Annotated in this window: 20 protein-coding genes; 11 read left to right on the forward strand and 9 right to left on the reverse strand. The window is 56.5% G+C overall.

Features of this window, described 5'->3' with window-relative positions; translation table 11 throughout:
• The first annotated feature begins 78 nt into the window (after positions 1-78).
• Both ACR0DS_RS09755 and secB read left to right on the forward strand, forming a co-directional pair.
• Entirely contained in the window at positions 79-579 is a 501-nt protein-coding gene (locus ACR0DS_RS09755; RefSeq protein ID WP_480559166.1) for an FxsA family protein, read from the forward strand.
• Positions 580-633: 54 nt separating this feature from the next.
• Entirely contained in the window at positions 634-1,134 is a 501-nt protein-coding gene (secB, locus tag ACR0DS_RS09760; protein ID WP_209506872.1) for a protein-export chaperone SecB, read from the forward strand.
• 24 nt (positions 1,135-1,158) lie between these two features.
• Here secB and dnaQ read toward each other — a convergent pair whose 3' ends face one another.
• Genes dnaQ through ACR0DS_RS09780 form a run of 4 tightly spaced genes read right to left on the reverse strand, consistent with a single transcriptional unit; the run spans position 1,159 to position 3,893 of the window.
• A complete protein-coding gene (gene dnaQ / locus ACR0DS_RS09765) occupies positions 1,159-1,881 on the reverse strand; it encodes a DNA polymerase III subunit epsilon (RefSeq protein WP_480559168.1) in 723 nt (240 codons plus the stop codon).
• Positions 1,874-2,467, reverse strand: a complete 594-nt coding sequence (coaE, locus tag ACR0DS_RS09770) for a dephospho-CoA kinase (protein ID WP_480474397.1) — start codon at positions 2,465-2,467, stop codon at positions 1,874-1,876. The genes dnaQ and coaE overlap by 8 nt, the downstream gene beginning before the upstream one ends.
• Entirely contained in the window at positions 2,464-3,297 is an 834-nt protein-coding gene (locus tag ACR0DS_RS09775; RefSeq protein ID WP_480559170.1) for a shikimate dehydrogenase, read from the reverse strand. Before ACR0DS_RS09775 ends, coaE begins: the two co-directional genes overlap by 4 nt.
• Positions 3,294-3,893 carry a Maf family protein gene (locus ACR0DS_RS09780; protein WP_480559172.1) on the reverse strand — a complete coding sequence of 200 codons (600 nt, stop codon included), beginning with the start codon at positions 3,891-3,893 and terminating at the stop codon, positions 3,294-3,296. Before ACR0DS_RS09780 ends, ACR0DS_RS09775 begins: the two co-directional genes overlap by 4 nt.
• Before the next feature lie 404 nt (positions 3,894-4,297).
• On the opposite strand from ACR0DS_RS09780, the gene ACR0DS_RS09785 reads away from it, so the two are divergent.
• The 7 genes from ACR0DS_RS09785 to ACR0DS_RS09815 all read left to right on the forward strand — a co-directional run bounded on the left by ACR0DS_RS09785 (position 4,298) and on the right by ACR0DS_RS09815 (position 11,670).
• Positions 4,298-4,747, forward strand: coding sequence for a CopD family protein (locus ACR0DS_RS09785; RefSeq protein WP_480486911.1), 450 nt, complete (start codon positions 4,298-4,300; stop codon positions 4,745-4,747).
• A gap of 122 nt (positions 4,748-4,869) precedes the next feature.
• Positions 4,870-6,141: a transcription termination factor Rho gene (rho, locus tag ACR0DS_RS09790; protein ID WP_267364726.1), complete on the forward strand. Its 1,272-nt coding sequence runs from the start codon at positions 4,870-4,872 to the stop codon at positions 6,139-6,141.
• Between the two features lie 31 nt (positions 6,142-6,172).
• A complete protein-coding gene (gene mnmE / locus ACR0DS_RS09795; protein WP_480559174.1) occupies positions 6,173-7,459 on the forward strand; it encodes a tRNA uridine-5-carboxymethylaminomethyl(34) synthesis GTPase MnmE in 1,287 nt (428 codons plus the stop codon).
• Between the two features lie 3 nt (positions 7,460-7,462).
• The gene (gene mnmG / locus ACR0DS_RS09800) at positions 7,463-9,340 is read left to right on the forward strand and encodes a tRNA uridine-5-carboxymethylaminomethyl(34) synthesis enzyme MnmG (RefSeq protein WP_480559176.1); all 1,878 of its coding nucleotides are present in this window, start codon (positions 7,463-7,465) and stop codon (positions 9,338-9,340) included.
• A complete protein-coding gene (gene rsmG, locus ACR0DS_RS09805) occupies positions 9,337-9,957 on the forward strand; it encodes a 16S rRNA (guanine(527)-N(7))-methyltransferase RsmG (RefSeq protein WP_480559178.1) in 621 nt (206 codons plus the stop codon). The genes mnmG and rsmG overlap by 4 nt, the downstream gene beginning before the upstream one ends.
• Positions 9,950-10,753, forward strand: a complete 804-nt coding sequence (locus ACR0DS_RS09810) for a ParA family protein (RefSeq protein ID WP_209506882.1) — start codon at positions 9,950-9,952, stop codon at positions 10,751-10,753. Before rsmG ends, ACR0DS_RS09810 begins: the two co-directional genes overlap by 8 nt.
• A gap of 20 nt (positions 10,754-10,773) precedes the next feature.
• A complete protein-coding gene (locus ACR0DS_RS09815) occupies positions 10,774-11,670 on the forward strand; it encodes a ParB/RepB/Spo0J family partition protein (RefSeq protein WP_480486918.1) in 897 nt (298 codons plus the stop codon).
• On the opposite strand, the gene ACR0DS_RS09820 is transcribed toward ACR0DS_RS09815, so the two are convergent.
• The 4 genes from ACR0DS_RS09820 to rph are packed head-to-tail and all read right to left on the reverse strand — an operon-like array spanning position 11,660 to position 14,484.
• Positions 11,660-12,013 carry a YbaN family protein gene (locus tag ACR0DS_RS09820; protein WP_480559180.1) on the reverse strand — a complete coding sequence of 118 codons (354 nt, stop codon included), beginning with the start codon at positions 12,011-12,013 and terminating at the stop codon, positions 11,660-11,662. The genes ACR0DS_RS09815 and ACR0DS_RS09820 overlap by 11 nt on opposite strands.
• A gap of 2 nt (positions 12,014-12,015) precedes the next feature.
• The gene (hemW, locus tag ACR0DS_RS09825; protein WP_480559182.1) at positions 12,016-13,170 is read right to left on the reverse strand and encodes a radical SAM family heme chaperone HemW; all 1,155 of its coding nucleotides are present in this window, start codon (positions 13,168-13,170) and stop codon (positions 12,016-12,018) included.
• The gene (gene rdgB / locus ACR0DS_RS09830) at positions 13,160-13,774 is read right to left on the reverse strand and encodes an RdgB/HAM1 family non-canonical purine NTP pyrophosphatase (RefSeq protein WP_480559184.1); all 615 of its coding nucleotides are present in this window, start codon (positions 13,772-13,774) and stop codon (positions 13,160-13,162) included. The genes hemW and rdgB overlap by 11 nt, the downstream gene beginning before the upstream one ends.
• Positions 13,771-14,484: a ribonuclease PH gene (gene rph / locus ACR0DS_RS09835; RefSeq protein ID WP_480559186.1), complete on the reverse strand. Its 714-nt coding sequence runs from the start codon at positions 14,482-14,484 to the stop codon at positions 13,771-13,773. The genes rdgB and rph overlap by 4 nt, the downstream gene beginning before the upstream one ends.
• A 112-nt stretch (positions 14,485-14,596) precedes the next feature.
• On the opposite strand from rph, the gene hrcA reads away from it, so the two are divergent.
• Positions 14,597-15,661, forward strand: a complete 1,065-nt coding sequence (gene hrcA / locus ACR0DS_RS09840) for a heat-inducible transcriptional repressor HrcA (protein ID WP_480494022.1) — start codon at positions 14,597-14,599, stop codon at positions 15,659-15,661.
• A 10-nt stretch (positions 15,662-15,671) separates the two neighbouring features.
• Complete coding sequence (locus tag ACR0DS_RS09845; protein WP_480559188.1) at positions 15,672-16,235, forward strand: nucleotide exchange factor GrpE; 564 nt, start codon at positions 15,672-15,674, stop codon at positions 16,233-16,235.
• Between the two features lie 56 nt (positions 16,236-16,291).
• On the opposite strand, the gene mutS is transcribed toward ACR0DS_RS09845, so the two are convergent.
• Complete coding sequence (gene mutS, locus ACR0DS_RS09850; RefSeq protein ID WP_480559320.1) at positions 16,292-18,907, reverse strand: DNA mismatch repair protein MutS; 2,616 nt, start codon at positions 18,905-18,907, stop codon at positions 16,292-16,294.
• Between the last annotated feature and the right edge of the window lie 8 nt (positions 18,908-18,915).

Here is an 18,915-nt window from a genome sequence, read left to right on the forward strand (position 1 = left end):
ATACACGGCCTCATGCCACTATGTAGGTGACAGTGAGTGGCAAGTCCACAGCCCGGCCTAAGGGAAAGGATAACGCAAATGTATCTGTTCTTGGCATTTTTGTTGGTGCCCATAATCGAAATCGCGCTGTTTATTCAGGTTGGTGGTTTGATTGGGTTGTGGCCGACACTTGCCATCGTAGTGCTGACCGCGGTTCTGGGCACGGTTTTGGTACGGACACAAGGTCGCATGGCGCTTGGACAGCTGCAACGGTCCTTTGCCGAATTGGACGATCCGACCGAACCGCTGGCTCATGGGGCAATGATCCTGTTGTCGGGCGCTTTGTTGCTGACACCGGGTTTTTTCACTGATGCCGTTGGTTTTGCGTTGTTAGTTCCCGGTGTCCGCATCGCCGTTTTCCGCTATCTGAAATCCAAGGTTACCGTGACCCAGTTCCAGATGGGGCCGGGCCCCGGATATCAAAACCGCGGGAACCCGTTCGATCAGGGCGATATCATCGATGGGGAATTCACCGAAGTTCGGCCAAAAAAAGACCCCTCGAAGCCTTCGAAATGGGTGGAAGGTCCCCACCAGCATTGAGGTGCCGCGCCCAACTTGCTAAGCAGTGGCGAATTTCATTTTTGGAGTAGATCCATGGCCGAAGAAAACGCTGCAGAAAACACTGCGGCCCAAGCCGCCCCGCAGGTTCAGATGCGTGTTCTGGGGCAGTTCATCCGCGATATGTCCTTTGAAAACGTGATGGCGCAAAAGGGCGTTTCCGGAGACGTACAGCCCGAAATCGCCGTTCAGGTGAATCTGGACGCCAAAAAACGTGCGGCGGACCATCAGTTCGAAGTTTCGATCAAGCTGAACCTGACATCCAAAGCCAAAGGCATGGATGACATTCTGTTCCTGTGCGAACTGGACTATTGCGGCATGTTCCATGTGGAAGGTGTGCCAGAAGATCAGCTGCACCCGTTCCTGATGATCGAATGCCCGCGCATGTTGTTCCCGTTCCTGCGCCGCATCGTCAGCGACATCACCCGCGATGGCGGCTTCCCGCCGGTCAACCTGGACAATATCGATTTCGTTGCGCTCTATCGCAATGAATTGATGCGCCGTCAGGCCGAACAGGCCCAAAAAGCCGACGCGTAAGGTTTTAACCCGCGCCTGTCCGGATCAGGCGCGGGTCCACAAGGCGTTCTCGCCCAGTTTTTCCACGAAAGCTTCATGTGCTGCGCGTTCATCCTCGGTGATCCGGGATGGCAATGGTGTGCTGCGCGGTGCAGCTCGCCAATCATCGCTGCCTCCGTCCGCAGAAGATGCGGATGTCGACAGACCAAAATCCGGCTGCCGCCCACCGATCAATTCCAGATATACCTCGGCCAGAATTTCCGAGTCGAGCAACGCGCCGTGCAGCACACGGTTCGAGTTGTCGATATTGAAGCGACGGCACAGCGCATCCAGTGACGCCGGAGAGCCGGGGAACCGTTTGCGGGCAATTGCCAGTGTATCCAATGCCTGCTCCATCGGGATAAGCGGGGCACCCATCCATTTCAGCTCGGCATTCAGGAACTTCATGTCGAATGAGGCGTTGTGGATCACCAACCGCGCATCGCCAACGAATTCGCGAAACCCATGGCCAACCTTTGCAAAGACCGGCTTGTCTTTCAGCGTCACTTCGCCCTTTTCCGGCGGGCGCGGAGTGTCCAGCAGATCGGGACCAATACCATGCACGCCAAACGCCTCTTCCGGCATCGAGCGTTCGGGGTTGATATAGACGTGATAGGTTTCACCGGTGGCAACGTGGTTCCACAGCTCAACGGCGCCGATTTCCACGATCCGATCCCCGCTTTCGGGGTCAAACCCGGTGGTTTCGGTATCCAGTACAATCTCACGCATGTGCCATCCCCGCCCGTATCTGCCTGACCACATCCTGCACCTGCGCGCGGGCGTGGTCCAGAGTATCGGTCACGATCACAAAATCCGACCGTGCGCATTTTTCATCGTTCGGCATCTGTTTGGCGCGGATCTGCTCGAACTGCGCCTCGGTCATCGTGCCCCGTTCCATAACGCGCCGCTTTTGGTCTTCGGCCGGGACCGAAACGCAGGCCACCGCATCCATTGCTGCATCACCGCCCGTTTCAAACAGAAGCGGAATATCGAACACCAGGATGTCGCTTGTAGCGCTTTCGCGAAATTCTGCGCGGTCAGCAGCGACCAGTGGATGCACAATCGCCTCAATCGTTTTCAACGTGGTCGGGTCATCCGCGATAATCCGTTTCAACGCGTCTCGGCTGACCACCCCATCAAGTATCGCATCGGGAAAGGCTGCCCGCATTGGCTCAACCGCTGCTCCACCAATGGCATACAGCCGATGCACTGCCGCATCCGCATCCCACAATGCGCACCCTTCTTCAACGAACATCTGCGCTGTGGTGCTTTTCCCCATACCGATTGAGCCTGTCAGGCCAAGCGCAAAACTCATGCCAGGGCCGCCGCGCGCGTATCCGCGTCTACTTCGGGGCGGACCCCAAACCAGCGTTCAAACCCGGGAACGGCCTGATGCAGCAACATCCCGAGACCATCGACCGTGGTGCATCCGGCCTCCTCGGCAGTTTGCAGCAGGCGGGTTTTCAACGGGGTATAGACCAGGTCCGTTACCACGGCACCGGGCTGCAACCCATCCAACGGCACGCGCAGCTCTGGCTGGCCCTGCATCCCCAGTGAGGTCGTATTGACCACCAGTTCGGCATTTTCGATGACATTCCCCGCCTGAACCCAATCGACCACGCGAATGCGTTGGCCGAATTCTTCCTTCAGATGATCTGCGCGGGCGCGGGTTCGGTTGGTCAGCAGGATTTCCGGCACCCCGGCATCAGACAAGGCCTGCAAAACGGCACGGGCAGCACCCCCGGCACCAAACACAACCGCCGGGCCATCTTTCGCATTCCAGTCAGGTGCGCCACTGCGCAGGTTTTCCATAAACCCGTACCCGTCGGTGTTATCTGCATGTATCGAACCATCAGTTCGGAACACCAGCGTATTTGCAGCACCGATCACGGTTGCACGGTCAGAAACGTGATCTGCGATCTTCAACGCCGCTTCTTTGTGCGGAACGGTCACGTTGGCTCCGACAAAGCCCGCTTTGGGCAGGGTTCGCAGCACAGTCTCCAGATCAGCAGAGGCGACGTCCATCGGGATATAATGCCCGGCAAGCCCATAGGTCTTTAACCAATGCCCGTGCAGCTTGGGAGAGCGCGAATGCCCGATGGGATGCCCAATCACTCCGGCCAAAGGAACCCGATTGTCCGTCATTGCTCGATCATCCCTTTGACAGCCAGAAAATTGAGAAGCTCTAACAGGGGCATACCCAAAACGTTAAAATAGTCGCCGTCAATGGTGGCGAACAGGCGAACGCCTTCTTCTTCCAGCTTGTAGGCTCCGACGGCATGGCGAATGCTGTCCCAGTTCCGCGCAACATAGTCTTTCAGATAGGCATCGGAACTGGCCCGCATCCGCAAACGCACTTGCCCTACATGCCTCCAGATCGGCTCACCGTCCTGATAGATCACAACTGCGGACAAAAGCATGTGCCGCTTGCCGCGCATGGCTTTCAGTTGGGCCAGCGCCTGTTCCGGGGTTTCGGGCTTTGACAGCAGCTGCCCTTCGAAATCCAGCACCTGATCACACCCGATCACCATGGCGCCGGGGTTCTTGTCGCTGACCTTACGCGCTTTGATCTCGGCCAGCGTGTCGGCAATATCGCGTGGCGAAGCATTTTCCGCCAGCAACGCCCTTTTGACCGCCTCTTCATCCACGCGCGCCGTTTGCACCGCAAACGGCACACCTGCGTTCCTTAGCAACTGCGCGCGAATAACGGATCCCGAAGCCAGAAGAATGGGGACAGACATGTGGAAAACCCCGTGTGCAAATCGATGAGAGTTCTGGGGTGTTTTGTATGGTTTTCCGGTTGACACGCAACCCCGGGAATTTTGTGGCAAAGATCCCCGAGTCGCTCAAATCTCATCCTGTTGGGACAAGGATAACTCCAACTCTTGGGATAACAGATCTATCCAGCGATACCCATCGGGTTATCCACAGATCAAGTATGGCAGAACCATTGTAAATATTTGATTTTTATATTAATTTCCCACTGTCAACAGAATCACTGGCGATCTCAGATATTCTGTCCCCTTGGGGAAAACGCTAGGGTAAGAAAGTAATCCACGGATTTTTGGCATCCTACAAAACCATCATCCTTTTTCTTTTCTTATTTTTTTATTAGGGAGAGTTCCGAACAACGTTCGGAGCCGGCATGACAGACCTTCTTTTCACGATTTACCCGTGGGTGAAGTCATTACATATCATGGCCGTGATCTCATGGATGGCCGGCTTGTTCTACTTACCCAGACTGTTTGTTTATCACGTCGAAAAAGCGCAGACCGTAGAGGGCGCGCAAGACATCTTCTTTGAAATGGAAGACAAGCTGCTGCGGGTGATCATGCGCCCCGCGATGGTTGTAACCTGGGTATGCGGGCTGATCATGGTGTTCACACCGGGGATCGTCGGATGGGATTTTGCATGGCCCTGGGTCAAAGGTGCGGGCGTGATCGCGATGACCTGGTTCCACCATTGGCTTATGGCCCGAAGGAAGGATTTCCTGGCAGGCCAGAATAAGCTCACTGGGCGGCAGTATCGCATGATGAACGAGGTTCCTACCATTCTGATGGTTGCCATCGTTCTGGCGGTCATTCTGAAGTTCTGAACGCCTGTTTGACTCCGAACGGCGCTGCGCTTATGTAGATCACAACACGCCCGTCCGGGCGGCGTATTTTCCGTACTGAAATTCCACTTCAAGCCGCGTTCTTAGCGGTGAAGGTATATATCATGTCCAATGAATCCCTGAATCTGGCCGACCTGAAAGCCAAAAGCCCCAAAGACCTTCTGGCCATGGCCGAAGAACTGGAGATCGAAAACGCCTCGACCATGCGCAAGGGCGAAATGATGTTCCAGATTCTGCGCGAACGTGCCGATGATGGCTGGACCGTCGGCGGTGATGGCGTACTGGAAGTGCTACAGGACGGGTTCGGCTTTCTGCGCTCACCCGAGGCGAACTATCTGCCGGGTCCTGACGATATCTATGTCTCGCCCGATATGATCCGTCTGCACTCGCTGCGGACCGGGGACACGGTCGAGGGCGAGATCAAGGCGCCGGATGAGAATGAGCGTTATTTCGCGCTAACCAAAGTCACCATGATCAACTTTGAAGATCCCGAAAAGGCCAAGCACAAGATCCTGTTCGACAACCTGACGCCTCTGTACCCGGATGAGCGTCTGAAGATGGAAATCGAAGATCCCACCATAAAAGATAAGTCGGCGCGCGTGATCGATCTGGTTGCGCCGATCGGTAAAGGTCAGCGTTCGCTGATCGTGGCACCGCCGCGGACCGGTAAAACCGTGATCCTGCAGAACATCGCGCATTCGATCGAACAGAACCATCCGGAGTGTTATCTGATCGTCCTGCTGATCGACGAACGCCCGGAAGAAGTGACCGACATGCAGCGCTCGGTTAAGGGTGAGGTTGTGTCGTCAACCTTCGATGAGCCCGCAACGCGTCACGTGGCCGTGTCGGAGATGGTCATTGAAAAGGCCAAGCGTTTGGTCGAACATAAACGAGATGTTGTTATTCTTCTCGACTCGATCACAAGACTTGGCAGGGCGTTTAACACCGTTGTTCCGTCCTCGGGTAAAGTTCTGACCGGTGGTGTGGATGCGAATGCGTTGCAGCGGCCCAAGCGTTTCTTCGGTGCGGCCCGGAATATTGAAGAGGGCGGATCGCTGACCATTATCGCCACCGCACTGATCGATACCGGCAGCCGGATGGACGAGGTGATCTTTGAAGAATTCAAAGGTACTGGTAACTCGGAAATCGTTCTGGACCGCAAGATTGCAGACAAACGCGTGTTCCCGGCGATCGACATCCTCAAATCCGGTACTCGGAAAGAGGACCTGCTGGTCGACAAGGGCGATCTGGCCAAGACCTTCGTTCTGCGCCGTATCCTCAACCCGATGGGCACCACCGACGCAATCGAGTTCTTGTTGTCGAAGTTGAAACAGACGAAGACAAACGGCGAGTTCTTCGATTCGATGAACACCTGACACAGGTCTTAGACCCCAGCGAGGCCTTCGAATGGATACGATATTCGCCTTGGCCAGCGCGCAAGGCAAAGCAGGGGTGGCGGTCATTCGCCTCTCTGGCCCCGAAGCGCACTCCGCAGCCGCATATCTGTGCGGCGCGGAACTGCCCAAGCGGGGAATGGTCTTGCGCACCCTGCGGGATCAGGATGGATCACGACTGGATGATGGTCTGGTTCTGACCTTTCAGGCACCGGCAAGTTTCACCGGTGAAGACGTGGCAGAACTTCAGATCCATGGCAGCACGGCCTCGGTCAATGCGGTTCTGCGCTGTTTGTCGAACACCGATGGGCTGCGACTGGCGGACCCGGGTGAGTTTACACGCCGGGCCCTTGAAAATGGCAAGATGGATCTGACACAGGTCGAAGGCCTGGCAGATCTGATTGACGCGGAAACCGAGGCACAGCGTAAGCAGGCCCAGACCATTCTGGCCGGTGAGCTTGGCACGCTGGCCGAACGCTGGCGGCGCGATTTGATCCGCGCGGCATCGTTGCTGGAAGCTGTCATAGATTTCGCTGATGAAGACGTCCCCACCGACGTCACACCGGAAGTCCGCGATTTGACAAGCGGAGTTCTGGCAGATCTTCGTCGAGAAGCTGATGGGGTAAAGATCGCCGAGCGTATACGTACCGGATTTGAAGTGGCTATTGTCGGTCTTCCCAATGCAGGAAAATCAACCCTGCTGAACGCGCTTGCGGGGCGCGAGGCTGCGATTACTTCGGAATACGCAGGCACGACCCGGGACGTGATTGAGGTTCGAATGGATCTGGCTGGTTTGCCGGTGACATTGCTGGATACGGCCGGGTTGCGGGAAACCGAAGATCACGTCGAAAATCTTGGGATCGAGCTGGCTCGAAAACGGGCAGATTCGGCGGACCTGCGTGTTTTTCTGGCCGAAGCACCCGAAGATCTGGGTGTGGCCATGCAGGATGGCGATATCCATGTTCTGCCTAAAGCAGACCTGAGGGAAGGTACGACTGAGGGTGTTTCGGGAAAGACAGGGCAGGGGATTGATGCGCTTGTCGACCAGATTTCGTGGGTATTGAGCGATAGAACCACTACACATGGTATAGCCACGCGTGAGCGCCATCGCGTTGCGATGAACAAGGCGTCGGTTTCACTTGCTGCTGCGATCACGGTTCTGGAATCAGGCCCGGACCTGTATGATATCGCTGCGGAGGAGTTAAGAACCGCCATACGGGCACTTGAATCTCTGGTTGGCAGAATAGATGTCGAAACACTGTTGGATGAAATCTTCTCCAGCTTTTGTTTGGGAAAATAAGGATTGTTTCACGTGAAACATTCAAACTTTGATGTCATCGTGGTTGGGGCTGGTCATGCCGGTACGGAGGCTGCGCACGCCGCTGCCAGGATGGGTGCGAAAACCGCTTTGGTGACATTATCCGCGACCGATATCGGTGTCATGTCCTGCAACCCGGCCATCGGCGGGTTGGGGAAGGGACATCTGGTACGAGAGATTGACTCGCTAGATGGTGTAATGGGTCGTGTCGCTGACCAGGCTGGCATCCAGTTCCGACTGCTGAACCGGCGAAAAGGTCCGGCTGTTCAGGGTCCCAGAACGCAGGCTGATCGCGCCTTGTACCGGGCGGCGATGCAAAACGAAATCAACAATCAGGAAAACCTGTCCGTTATCGTTGGGGAGGTTGTAGATTTTCTGATGGACGGACACCGTGTCGCCGGTGTCGTGCTCGGAGAAGGGTCGGAAGTGTACGCCAAAGCCGTTGTTCTGACTTCCGGAACCTTCCTGCGCGGCGTCATCCATATCGGCGACGTGTCACGGGCTGGTGGGCGGATGGGAGATCGCCCGTCAATAAAACTGGCCGAGAGGTTGGATAGCTATAACCTTCCGCTGGGACGCTTGAAAACCGGCACACCGCCGCGTCTGGATGGGCGCACGATCAACTGGTCGGGTTTGGAAAAACAAGACGGGGATGAGGACCCGACCTTGTTTTCTTTCCTGTCAACATCGGTTGTCGCGCCTCAGATTTCCTGTGGTATTACACACACCAATGCAAAGACGCATGAAATTATCGAAGCAAACCTCTCAAAATCGGCGATGTATGGTGGCCATATCGATGGCATAGGTCCAAGATACTGCCCTTCGATCGAAGACAAGATTGTCCGCTTTGCAGATAAGGACTCGCATCAGGTTTTTCTTGAACCCGAAGGCGTTAATGACCACACGATTTATCCCAACGGTATTTCAACGTCACTGCCTCAGGACGTGCAGTTGGAATATGTTCGGTCGATCAAAGGGCTTGAAAAGGCGAATATTCTGCAACCGGGCTATGCGATTGAATATGATTATGTGGACCCTCGTATCTTAACCGCGTCCTTGTCGCTACCCGACGTTCCGGGACTATATCTGGCAGGGCAGATCAACGGAACCACAGGATATGAGGAAGCCGCAGCACAAGGGATGGTCGCCGGCCTCAATGCGGCGCTGGATGTACTGGGCCGCGAACCGGTCATTTTCACCAGATCAGACAGCTATATCGGCGTGATGATAGACGACCTGACGACCCGTGGTGTGGCTGAGCCGTATCGAATGTTTACCTCCAGGGCTGAATTCCGTCTGTCTTTGCGGGCAGACAATGCCGATCAACGGTTGACACCGATTGGGTTGGAACTTGGTTGTGTCGGAGAGAAGCGACAGGCACATTTTGAAAAGAAAATGAGCCAGCTTGATGCGGCAAAATCCAAGTTGACCGCACGCTCATACACACCCAAGGAAGTTCTTTCGGCTGGGATCAACGTCAACCAGGATGGAAACCGCCGAGATGGAATGGCGATTCTGGCATTTCCGGATACATCCTTCGAGGACTTGTTCCCTCTGATACCTGATCTACAAGATGTTGACGTGGCGATCCGGCTTCAAATCGAACGCGACGCGCTTTACGCAAACTATATCGATCGGCAAAAGCGCGATGTTGAGGCCATGAAGCGGGATGAATCCTATGTTATCCCACGTGGGTTTGACTACTTTGGCTTGGATGGGCTGTCTTCTGAGATGAAGCAAAAACTGTCGCAGGCCAAGCCGTCGAACATAGCGCAAGCAAGCCGTGTCGAAGGTGTTACTCCGGCTGCCTTGACCCTTGTCCTGGCGAAATTGCGCCGCGATCAACGAGCACGCCAGGCATGACGGTCGATTATTCCAAGTTTGATGGCTTGAATGTTTCACGTGAAACATTTGAGCGTCTGAAAACCTATGTTGATCTGGTGAACCGCTGGAACCCCAGGATAAATCTTGTTTCGCGCAATAGCCTGGAATTCATTTGGGATCGGCATATTCTGGATTCTGTCCAGGTTTTTCGATGCGCTGAAACGTTTGACACCTGGGTGGACCTTGGCAGTGGCGGCGGGTTCCCCGGAATGGTGTGCGCCATTATTGCGGCCGAGGAAGTTCCGGCCGCCAGTTTCTCTCTTGTGGAAAGCGACCAGCGAAAATCGGCATTTCTGCGTAACGTTGCCCGTGAATGTGGCGTGTCGTGTAAAGTGATTTCCAAGCGGATTGAGGTGGTTGAACCCCTGGGCGCAAACTTCGTTTCGGCGCGTGCGCTGGCGGATCTGCGTACACTGTTATCATTTTGTGACAGGCATATAGGTGAAAACGGGACCGCGCTGTTGCCCAAAGGTGCAAGCTGGAAAAAAGAGCTAGAAGAGGCGCGTGAGGAATGGAATTTCGATGCTGAGGCCATTACAAGTTTAACTGAACCTCAGGCCGTTATCCTTAAGATCAAAGGAGTATCACGTGGTTGATCTGTCTCGACCGTCCGGACCCCGGATCATTGCGGTTGCCAATCAGAAGGGCGGAGTAGGGAAAACAACCACAGCGATCAACCTGGCGGCAGGGTTAGCCGAAGCTGGTTGCAGGGTATTGGTGGTTGACCTCGATCCACAAGGGAACGCATCCACCGGATTAGGGGTCGAAGATCGGGATTGGACCACTTATGACCTCATTCTGGACGACGCGCCTTTGGAGGCAGTGGTTCAAGAGACGGAGATCGAGAACCTTTTGGTTGTCCCTGCAACGGTCGACCTGAGCTCGGCGGATATCGAGCTGATTTCCAACGAAAAACGCAGTTATCTTTTGCATGATGCGCTGCGTCAGACGGCGGTGGACGCGTTTGAGCTGGATTTCATCCTGATAGATTGCCCGCCGTCACTGAACCTCTTGACGGTAAACGCGATGGTTGCCGCCCATTCTGTCCTAGTACCGCTGCAAAGTGAGTTCTTTGCGCTGGAGGGTCTTTCGCAATTGATGCTGACAATTCGGGAGGTCCGGCAAACCGCGAATCCAGACCTGAGAATCGAAGGTGTTGTGTTAACTATGTATGACAACCGCAACAACTTGTCCCGCCAGGTCGAAAAGGATGCGCGTGACAATTTGGGCGAGATGGTTTTTAAAACAAAGATACCCAGGAATGTGCGGGTCAGCGAGGCGCCATCCTATGCGCTGCCGGTATTGCAGTATGACTCGGGATCACTTGGTGCGATGGCGTATCGGCATCTGGCCCGTGAGATCATGCATAAGAACAACAAGACCGCAGCATGAGCGGTGGAGAGGAGGCCGACATGAGCACCAGGAAAGCGAAATCCAGAGGGTTGGGCCGCGGATTATCCGCACTCATGGCGGACGTTAATCCAGAGGCGGGCAACCGAGTACCATCTGACGTGCGCAGACCTGATCTGAAGGTTCCGATTGAAAAGCTGAAGGCAAACCCAAATCAGCCGCGACGCACATTTCAGCCCGAACAATTGGATGAGCTTGCCGCGTCGGTTCGGGAAAAAGGTATCATCCAACCCTTGATCGTACGTCCAACAGGGGTTGGAGAATACGAAATCGTCGCTGGTGAACGCCGGTGGCGGGCTGCTCAGATGGCGCAGCTGCACGAGATCCCTGTGATTGTGCGCGAATTCGATGATACCGAGGTACTGGAAGTTGCGATCATCGAAAACATCCAGCGCGCTGATCTGAACGCAGTGGAAGAGGCCGCCGGATACAGGCAGTTGATGGATCGCTTTGGCCACACGCAGGAAAAGCTTGCTGAGGCTTTGGGGAAAAGCCGCAGCCATATTGCGAACCTGTTGCGGCTTTTGTCTCTGCCAATTGACGTGCAAACTCTTGTAATTGAAGGGAAATTATCGGCTGGTCATGCGCGGGCGCTGATTACGGCGGAAAATCCCTCGGAATTGGCAAAACTGATCGTCAAGGATGGTCTGTCTGTGCGCGCTACCGAGGCGCTGGTCAAGAAACAGCAGCAGGGCGACACTGCACGACCTGCTCCCAGATCCAGGAATCTGGATGCCGGAAAAGATGCTGATACACGCGCGCTGGAAAAAGACCTGTCTGCGATTCTGGCAATGAAAGTATCAATCAACCACAAGGCGGGAACGGAATCCGGTCAGGTTGTTCTGACATATGAAAACCTGGATCAGCTTGACGATCTTTGTGCAAAGCTCAGCCGTTAGGGCGCGTCCAGATAAATATCAGGACGCTGCCTAGAACAATGACCTGAAGGATCAGCACGAAGGGCGGAACGGATAAGAGCAAAGACACTCCTAAAACGGCGGCGACCGATAAGGTTGCTGCCTTTTTTGCGGCCGGGCGTATTGCGCCCGAACTCTGCCAATCCAGTATCATTGGCCCGAAAATCCGGTGCGACAGAAGCCAGTTGTGCAACCGTGAAGAGGATCGCGCAAAGAAAAACGCTGCCAGCAACAAAAACGGAACCGTTGGAAGAAGAGGCAGAACAACCCCAATCGCGGCCATCGCAACGCAAAGCAATCCCAGCCCCGCCCAAAGATACTGCATATCTAGCCCATCAATTCCCGGATTACAGCATTCAGCACGGCGCGCCCCGCTGGTGTTGCTCTGAGTCTGTTGTTATCACGTTCAATCATATTAATGCCGACCAGATGGTCCACGGTTTCGTCTGGAAGTGGACGACCCGACAGGGCCTCCCACCTATCTACATCTAGTCCTTCTGAAATCCTCATGCCCATCATAAGGTATTCGCTCGCCTGATCTTCAAGCGAAAGGACATAGCGTTTCTTTTCTCCGCAACCCTTCGTGGCGGCGTCAAGCCAACGCTGCGGGTTCAGATAGGTCTCGGTTGCGTGTTTTTGACCATCCACAGTAATCCGCCCATGAGCACCGGGACCAATGCCGACATAATCCCCGTAACGCCAATAGACCAGATTGTGCTGCGACTCTGCGCCGGGGCGGGCGTGGTTGGACACCTCATAGGCGGGCAGGCCGTGTTTCTCGCAAATCTCTTGTGTTGCAAGGTACATGTCGGCCGCACTGTCATCCTCGGGCAAGCCGCGCAGTTTTCCGACAGCATAACGATCGCCAAAAGCGGTGCCATCTTCGATTGTCAGTTGATACAGCGACAGGTGATCCACGGCCATGGACAAAGCGTCGTTCAACTCGGCTCGCCAGGCATCCAGCGTTTGGTGCTGTCTGGCATAGATCAGGTCAAAGCTGACCCGTTCAAAACAATCACGGGCGATGTCAAAGGCAGCGCGGGCCTCGGCCACAGTGTGAATCCGCCCCAAGCGGCGCAGGTCTTCGTCGTTGAGCGCCTGCACGCCCATCGAGATCCGGTTGACGCCTGCGTCACGATAGGCCGCGAACCGTCCGGCCTCGACCGAACCGGGATTGGCCTCGAGAGTGATTTCCATGTCATTGGTGGGCCGCCACAGGGCGCGGGCGGTTTCAATCACGGCAGCAACGGTTTCCGGGTCCATCAGCGACGGGGTTCCACCACCGAAAAAGATCGTGTTCAGCACCCGATCCGGGGTTTCGACGGCCGAGCGCCGCAATTCGCTCAGATAGGCGTCAAGCCATTGTTTTTGATCAATGTTTCTGGAAACATGGCTGTTGAAGTCGCAATAGGGGCATTTGGCCTCGCAAAAGGGCCAATGCACGTACAGGCCAAAGCCCCCGCTGCGCCAATCATCCGCCAAAGCAGCCTTTCACGAACTTCTCAACCGCGCGACCGCGATGGCTGATCTTGTTCTTTTCCCAGCGATCCATCTCGGCAAAGGTAATGTCGTATCCTTCGGGAACAAACATCGGATCGTAACCGAATCCACCTGCGCCGCGGATGGGCCAGACCAGATGACCGGGGGCAACGCCCTCAAACACCTCATCATGCCCATCAGGCCAGGCCAGCACCAGCGTGCTGCGGAATTGCGCTGTGCGGGGATGGGGGGCGTTCTTTGCCTCTAGCTCAGTATGGGCGCGGGTCATCGCCATCAGGAAGTCGCGCCCATTGGCGGTTTCGGCCCAATCCGCGGTATAAACACCCGGCGCGCCGTCCAGCGCGTCGATGGTGATTCCGGAATCGTCTGACAGGGCAGGCAGTCCGGTGGCCTTTGCGGCGGCGTGGGCCTTGATCCGGGCGTTGCCGACAAAGGTGTCCTCGGTCTCTTCCGGTTCGGGCAGGTCCATGTCCGCCGCACCCACAACCGTCACGCCAAAAGGTTCGAGGAGATGCGCCATCTCCTCAAGCTTGCCTTTGTTGTGGGTCGCGACCAGCAGCCTGTCGCTGTCAAACTTACGGGTCATGCGGTGGCGGCTTTCTGGGCTGCGGCCAGCTCGGCAACACCTTTTTCCGCAAGATCCATCAGCTGATCCATCTGGGCACGGCTGAATACAGAACCTTCGGCGCTCATCTGGACCTCGATCAGTTTGCCTGACCCGGTCATGATAAAGTTGCCGTCGACACCGGCCTCGCTGTCTTCGGGATAGTCGAGATCCAGAACAGGCTGGCCCGCATAGATACCGCAGGACACGGCGGCGACCGGATCAACCAGCGGATCTGAAATCACGTCACCTGCCTTCATCAGTTTGTTGACGGCCAATCGCAGAGCAACCCAGCCGCCGGTGATTGAGGCACAGCGGGTGCCGCCATCGGCCTGGATCACATCGCAATCAACGGTGATCTGACGTTCGCCAAGTGCAACCCGGTCGACGCCGGCCCGCAGGGCGCGACCGATCAGGCGCTGAATTTCCACCGTACGGCCACCTTGCTTGCCCGAGGCCGCTTCACGCCGCATCCGGGTGTTGGTGGCGCGGGGCAGCATACCGTATTCGGCGGTGACCCAGCCAAGCCCCGAACCCTTAATGAAAGGGGGTACCCGATCTTCGATCGTGGCGGTGCACAGCACATGGGTATCGCCCATCTTGATCAGGCAGGAACCTTCGGCATGTTTGGTGAACCCCGTTTCGATTGAAACGGTGCGCATTTCACTTAAGTCTCTTCCAGAGGGTCGCATGGGAAATCCTTTGTTTGCTGGGTTGGGGATACCGCCCCGCAGCGTTACGATGCAACCCCGATTGACCTTTCATTTGCCTGCTATTTAATGATGAACCAGCAGGGGAAAACGCATGAGTGAAGCGAGCAAAATTCTGGACGAGATGAACGACCGGTCGCGCGAGGTGTTCCGGCTGATCGTTGAAAGTTATCTGGAAAGCGGAGAGCCGGTCGGAAGCCGAACCCTGACGCGCAGCCTGTCGGAAAAGGTCAGTGCCGCAACCGTGCGCAATGTGATGCAGGACCTGGAGTTTCTGGGTCTTCTGGACAGCCCGCATATCAGCGCGGGTCGGGTACCGACGCAGCAAGGACTGCGTATGTTCGTGGACGGTTTACTTGAGGTTGGCGATCTGGGCGTCGACGACAAGCAAAAACTGGAAGAAACATTAGGCTCTAACGCGGGCGATGTTGGCGGAATGCTGGATCGGGTCGGGTCAGCTTTGTCACACCTGACGCAAGGTGCGTCGCTGGTCCTGACACCAAAGCATGAAGCAGAAATCAAGCATATCGAGTTTGTTTCCTTGGGGCATGACAAGGCTTTGGTGGTTCTGGTCTTTTCGGACGGCCATGTCGAAAATCGTCTGTTCACACCACCACCCGGCCAGACGCCCAGTTCGATGCGCGAGGCCGCGAATTTTCTGAATGCGCTGATCGAGGGGCGCACGCTTAGCGAAGTACGCCGTCAGATGCAGAAACAGATTCAGGCGCGCAAGCAGGAAATCGATGTATTGGCGCGCGAGCTGGTCGAAAGCGGGCTGGCCGCTTGGGACGGAGACGGAGCCGACTCGGCCCGTCTGATCGTGCGGGGACGGGCGAATCTGTTGAACGAACCCGGCCAGGCCGGAGAGCTGGAGCGTATTCGCAGCCTGTTTGATGATCTGGAACGCAAGCGCGACATCGCGGATTTCCTTGAATTGACGGAAAGCGGCGAGGGTGTGCGCATTTTTATTGGGTCTGAGAACAAACTTTTCTCACTTTCGGGTTCCTCTTTGGTGGTGTCTCCATATATGAACGCTGATCGAAAGATAATCGGTGCGGTCGGGGTCATCGGGCCCACGCGTCTGAATTATGGACGGATCGTGCCGATCGTGGATTATACGGCGCAACTGGTCGGCAAGCTGATATCCGACCGGAGCTAGAGGGTAAGAGATGGCAGAGCCCAAGAACGAAGATTTTCTGGACGATATCATGGCGGCAGAAGCGGAAGAGCTGGCCGAGGAGTTTGCTGAGATCAGTGACGAGGCGTTGGAGCTGGACGAGCTGCGCGCTGAGCGGGATGAGTATAAAGACAAATTCATGCGCGCGCTTGCCGATGCCGAGAACGCACGCAAACGTGGCGACAAGGCGCGCCGCGATGCCGAGCAGTATGGCGGTTCCAAGCTGGCCCGTGATATGCTGCCCGTTTACGACAACATGAAGCGCGCACTTGAGGCCGCGACTGACGAGCAGAAAGAGGTCGCCGCCGGGCTGCTGGAGGGCGTCGAACTGACCATGCGTGCCCTGAAGGATGTGTTCCAGAAACACGGGATCGAAGTGATTGCGCCCCAGGTTGGCGACCGGTTTGATCCGAATGTGCACGAAGCAATGTTCGAGGCCCCGGTGCCGGGCACGCGGGCAGGGGACATCATTCAGGTGTCTGCCGAGGGTTTCATGCTGCACGACCGCCTGTTGCGTCCGGCTCAAGTCGGGGTCTCTTCAACGCCAGCAAGCTGATTGGCTTTTCAAAGCCAAGCCTTCGGCGAGAGTATTTTTGAAAAGATGAAGGGCGGTCAGGATCTGGCCGCCTCTTTCAGTTTGTAGATCAGATCCAGCGCTTCGCGCGGGGTCAGTTCGTCGGGCAGGACACCCTCCAATATCTTGGTCACTGGCGAAGTTTTCGGTGCGGGCGGGGGTGGCGGCGCGGCTGCTGAGAACAGCGGCAGGTCGTCAATCAGCGCCTTTTGCTTACCGCCTTCGCGTTCGGTTTTTTCAAGCTGGTCCAGAACCACCCGGGCGCGTTCGACGACAGAAGCGGGTAAACCGGCCAGCTGCGCAACCTGCACCCCATAAGACCGATCAGCCGCGCCCTTGTGAACCTCGTGCAGGAAGATGACTTCGCCATCCCACTCTTTGACCGCTACGGTGGCGTTATCGACACCTTCGAGTTTGCCGGCCAAAGCCGTAAGCTCATGATAATGAGTGGCAAACAATGCGCGACATTTGTTGGCCGCGTGCAGGTGTTCCAATGTGGCCCAGGCGATGGACAGGCCGTCATAGGTGGCGGTGCCACGACCGATTTCGTCCAGGATGACCAGAGCGCGGTCATCGGCCTGATTCAGAATGGAGGCGGTTTCGACCATCTCGACCATGAAGGTCGACCGCCCCCGCGCCAGATCGTCCGAGGCTCCGACGCGGCTGAACAGCTGACTGACGACGCCAATATGCGCCTCTTCGGCCGGAACGTAGCTGCCCATTTGGGCAAGCAGTGCGATCAGGGCGTTCTGGCGCAGAAAGGTCGACTTACCGGCCATGTTCGGACCCGTCAGTAACCATATCGCTGCGCCGTTTTCGACGGTCAGATCGCAATCATTGGAAATGAATGCATCGCCGCTTTGCCGCCGGAGGGCGTGTTCCACAACCGGGTGTCGACCGCCCTGCACATTGAATGCGCGAGAGGCATCAACCCTTGGACGGCACCAGTTTTCACCCCGCGCAAGATCAGCCAAGGCGGTCGTCACGTCCAGTTCGGCAAGCCCGCGGGCGGCTTGATTCAATCGGGAAGCGAGGTCCAAGATAGCGCCAGAAAGCCTTTGATAGAGCCGCTTTTCAATCTCCAGCGCCAGATTTCCGGCGTTCAGGATACGCGTTTCGATCTCGGACAGTTCGACGGTTGTAAACCGCACCTGATTGGCTGTCGTCTGGCGATGGATATAGGTTTCGCTAAAGGGTGTGTTCAGCATCTTTTCGGCATGGGTGGCCGTGGTTTCGATGAAGTAGCCCAGCACGTTGTTGTGCTTGATTTTCAGCGAGGTGATGCCGGTGTGTTCGACGTAATTTCGTTGAAACCCGGCGATGACGGACCGGCCTTCGTCGCGCAAGGTGCGGGCCTCGTCCAGTTCAGCGTCAAAACCTGGCGCGATAAAGCCTCCGTCGCGGGTCAGAAGCGGGGGCTCGGCCACCAACGCCTCGTCCAGCAAGGTCAGCAAGTCATCGAAACCAACAAGGTTCTGAAGCGCGGTTGCCAGCAACACCGGTAAATCCTGACCGGTGCAGATTTCGGCAATCGTGGCCGCCTGGGTCAGGCCATTGCGAATGGCTGTCAGGTCACGAGGCCCGCCGCGTTCCAATGACAAACGCGACAGGGCGCGGTCCAGATCCGGGGTTTTGCGCAAGGCTTCGCGCAGATCAGACGCGATCAGGCTGTCACCAGCGGCGAAACTGACTGCGTCAAGCCGGGCATGGATCACATCCAGATTTCGAGAAGGGCTTGAAAGCCGCTGTTCCAGCAATCGCGCGCCACCGGGGGTAACGGTCCGGTCAACGACAGAAAGAAGCGATCCTGCGCGTCCGCCGGACAGCGAGCGGGTCAGTTCCAGATTGCGGCGCGTTGCAGCGTCGATCTGAACGACCCGATCCTCAGATTCTTTCAGCGGCGTTTGCAGCAGGGGCAGTTTGCCCTTTTGCGTAATCTCCAGATAGTCGATCAGCGCGCCCATCGCGGACACTTCGGCGCGGCCGAAATTGCCGAACGCGTCCAAGGCACCCACGTGAAACAGCCCGCAGATGCGCTTTTCCGCCGCCGTGCTGTCGAAACTGGCGCGCCCGACCGGCGTCAGTGAAATCCCCAGATCAAGCAGCGTTTCGTTCAGCTTTTCCTGCGTTCCATCGGCCACGATCAGTTCGGAGGGCGCAAGCCGGGCAAGCTCGGGGCTGAGCCGGACCGAGGTCAGGGGCATCACGTGAAACGCGCCCGTTGATATATCCGCCCAGGCAAGCGCGGCCTCGTCCCGGACCTCGGCATAGGCAGCCAGAAAGTTGTGTCGGCGCGCCTCAAGCAACGTATCCTCGGTCAGTGTTCCGGGCGTGACGAGTCGCACGACATCACGTTTTACGACCGATTTAGAGCCTCTTTTCTTTGCTTCAGCCGGGCTTTCCAACTGTTCGCAGACCGCAACGCGAAAACCCTTGCGGATCAGGGTCAGAAGGTATCCTTCGGCCGAATGCACCGGCACGCCGCACATCGGGATGTCTTCGTCATTGTGCTTGCCGCGCTTGGTCAGGGCGATGTCCAACGCCTCGGCAGCGTTGACGGCATCCTCGAAGAACATCTCATAGAAATCACCCATGCGATAAAACAGCAGGGCATCCGGGTGGGCCTCTTTGATTTCGAGGTATTGCGCCATCATTGGCGTGA

The sequence above is a fragment of the Ruegeria sp. AF5 genome, assembly GCF_056541905.1.